The organism is Micromonospora sp. BL4 (genome assembly GCF_003667505.1).
Taxonomy (GTDB): domain Bacteria; phylum Actinomycetota; class Actinomycetes; order Mycobacteriales; family Micromonosporaceae; genus Micromonospora.
Genome location: NZ_RCVJ01000089.1, coordinates 1 through 2,863 on the forward strand (window position 1 = coordinate 1; position 2,863 = coordinate 2,863).

Annotated in this window: 4 protein-coding genes; 2 read left to right on the forward strand and 2 right to left on the reverse strand. The window is 75.4% G+C overall.

From position 1 onward, the window contains the following. Positions 1–534: TSUP family transporter (locus EAD89_RS08640; RefSeq protein ID WP_121675377.1), on the forward strand; the 534-nt coding region annotated here is incomplete at its 5' end. Positions 535–544: 10 nt separating this feature from the next. Further along, entirely contained in the window at positions 545–1,315 is a 771-nt protein-coding gene (locus EAD89_RS08645) for a GNAT family N-acetyltransferase (RefSeq protein ID WP_121675378.1), read from the forward strand. Between the two features lie 4 nt (positions 1,316–1,319). On the opposite strand, the gene EAD89_RS08650 is transcribed toward EAD89_RS08645, so the two are convergent. Both EAD89_RS08650 and EAD89_RS08655 read right to left on the reverse strand, forming a co-directional pair. Next, complete coding sequence (locus EAD89_RS08650) at positions 1,320–1,829, reverse strand: peptide deformylase (RefSeq protein WP_121675379.1); 510 nt, start codon at positions 1,827–1,829, stop codon at positions 1,320–1,322. Positions 1,830–1,860: 31 nt separating this feature from the next. Then, positions 1,861–2,863 (reverse strand): chorismate-binding protein (locus EAD89_RS08655; protein WP_121675380.1); only part of this gene is annotated, 1,003 nt, incomplete at its 5' end.

A 2,863-nucleotide genomic window follows, 5' to 3' on the forward strand; every position in this document is an offset into this window, starting at 1 on the left:
GGGTTGGCGGTGCTCAGCGCCGGGGTGGGTGCGGCGTTGGCCGGGGCGGTGCCGGCGTCGGCGTACCGGCCGGTGGTGCTGGTGGTGCTGCTGTCGGTGGCGGTGTTCGTGCTGTTGCGGCCCCGGCTGGGGGTGGTGGCGATGCCGCAGCGGCGCACGCCGGCGCGGGTGGCGGCGGCGATCGCGCTGGCGGGTATCGGCATCGCCCTGTACGACGGGTTGATCGGTCCGGGTACGGGCACGTTCCTGGTGTTGGCGTTCACCGCTCTGGTGGGTGCGGATTTCGTGCACGGCTCGGCGATGGCCAAGGTCGTCAACGCGGGCACGAACCTGGGCGCGTTGGTGGTGTTCGGGGTGACCGGGCACGTGTGGTGGCTGCTGGGCGCGGGGATGGCGGTGTGCAACATCGCCGGCGCGGTGCTGGGCGCGCGGATGGCGTTGCGGCGCGGGTCGGGGTTCGTGCGGGTGGTGTTGCTGGTGGTGGTGGTGGCGTTGGTCGCGAAGCTCGGCCACGACCAGTGGCTGGCCCGGTGAGCCGGCGCTGATGCCGGTGCGCGCGGAGCACGACCGGGCCGTCCTGGCGGAGCTGCTGGGGCGTGATCCGATGCTGCACGCCTACCAGTTGGGCGACCTGGACGACTTCTTCTGGCCGTACACCTCGTGGTTCCGTCGGGGTGAGCAGGTCGCGTTGCTGTATCACGGGGTGGACCCGCCGACGTTGCTGGCGTTCGCGGCGCCGGCGGACACCGCGGCGTTGGCGGCGTTGCTGGCCGAGGTGGCGCCGGTGCTGCCCGCCCGGTTGTACGCGCACCTGTCCCCCGGGCTGGCCGACGCCCTGGCCGGGTCGTTCCGGCTCGACGCCGGTGGCCGGCACCACCGGATGGCGTTGACCGATCCGGCCCGTCTCGCGCAGGTGCGTCCGGCGGGCGTGGTGCTCGGCGCGGCGGACCTGCCGGCGCTGCGCCGGCTGTACGCGCGGGCGTACCCGGAGAACTGGTTCGACCCGCGGATGCTGGACACCGGCCAGTACGTGGGGGTGCGCGACGGCGGTGAGCTGCGGGCGGTGGCCGGGGTGCACGTGTGGTCGCCGGCCTACCGGGTGGCGGCGTTGGGCAACGTGGCGACCGATCCGCGCTGGCGGGGGCGGGGTGTGGGCGCGGCGGTGGTGGTGGCGTTGTGCGCTCGGCTGCGCGCGAGCGTCGAGCACGTGACGTTGAACGTGAAGGCGGACAACGCGGTGGCGGTGCGGCTGTACGAGCGGGTGGGTTTCACCCGGGTCGCCGACTACGACGAGTGGACGTTGACCGCCGGGTGACCGGTCAGCGGCGGCGGCTGGGTGAGTCGAACCGGCCGGCGCGGATCTCGCGCAGGGCGCGGCGGCGGATGTCTCCGCGCAGGGTGTCGACGTAGAGCGTGCCGCGCAGGTGGTCGGCCTCGTGTTGCAGGGCGCGGGCGAGAAAGCCGCTGCCGGCGATGGTCAGCGGTTCGCCGTGCTGGTCGACGCCGTGGGCGGTGGCGTGCATGGCCCGCTGGGTCGGGAAGTACAGGCCGGGGATGGACAGGCAGCCCTCGTCGTCGTCCTGGAGTTCCTCGGACAGCTCCAGGGTGGGGTTGATCAGGTGGCCGCGGTGCCCGTCGGCGTCGTAGACGAACACCTGGGCGCTGACCCCGATCTGCGGGGCGGCGACGCCGGCGCGGCCGGGCGCGCCGAGCAGGGTGTCCATCAGGTCGGTGACCAGGGCGCGCAGTTCGGCGTCGAAGGTGGTGACGGGCTCGCCCGGGGTGCGCAGGACTGGGTCGCCGATGATCCGGATGGGCCGCATGGTCATGCGGGTCAGCGTATCGCCGGTGGCGGCGGGTTCAGCGCCCGGCCAGGGTGGCGCGGATCGGGGCGGTCTTGGCGGCGGCTTCGGCGACCTCGGCGGTGGGGTCGCTGTCCCAGGTGATGCCGCCGCCGGCCCAGGTGTGCATCCTCTCGCCGTCGGCGGCGGCGGTGCGGATGGTCAGGCCGAGGTCGATCCGGCCGGGGGCGACCCAGCCCAGGGCGCCCATGCTGGCGCCCCGGCCGACGGGTTCCAGGGCGTCGATCTGGGTCAGGGCGGCGAGTTTCGGCGCGCCGGTGACCGAGCCGCCGGGGCAGGTGGCGCGCAGCAGGTCGGCCAGGCCGAGGCCGTCGGCGATGGTGGCGCGCACGGTGGACTCGGCCTGCCACAGGTCGCACCAGCGGCGTACGGCGAACAGGTCGTCGACGCGGACGGTGCCGGTGCGGGCGATGCGGGCCAGGTCGTTGCGTTCCAGGTCGACGATCATGATGTGTTCGGCGCGTTCCTTCGCGCTGGCGAGCAGTTCGGCGCGGCCGGCGGCGGTGGCCGGGCGGGTGCCTTTGATGGGTCTCGTGGTCAGCTGCCCGCCGGTGACCTCGACGAGGGTCTCCGGGGAGGCGCAGCCGATCGCCCAGCCGTCGCCGGTGAGCACGCCGCCGTAGCGGGCGCCGGGCAGCGCGCCGAGGCGGCTCAGGGCGGGCAGCGGGTCGCCGGTGTAGCGGGCGGCGGCGTGGCCGACGAGGTTGGTCTGGTAGACGTCGCCGCGGCCGATGGCGGCGCGCACCGCGTCGACGGCGTCGGCGTGCTGGCGGGGGGTCCAGCTCTCGGTCCACTCGCCGAGCCACCAGGGCGCCGGTGGGCCGGGCGGCGCGGCCGGGGCGGCGCCGTGGTCGTAGACGACGACGGCGAGGTCGGGCAGGGCGGGCGCGGGATCGGGCGCGGCCGCCGGCGCGCCCGCCAGCAGCGCCCCGGCGGCGGCGGACAGGTAGAGCGCGGCGCCGCAGGCGCCGGTGCCGGGGTGCGCGGGGGCGGGCCGGGTC

Bases quoted from the DNA above. Each gene is read 5' to 3' on its own strand.
- EAD89_RS08645 (WP_121675378.1), top strand. From the start codon at position 545: ATGCCGGTGCGCGCGGAGCACGACCGGGCCGTCCTGGCGGAGCTGCTG.
- EAD89_RS08650 (WP_121675379.1), bottom strand. From the start codon at position 1,829: ATGACCATGCGGCCCATCCGGATCATCGGCGACCCAGTCCTGCGCACC.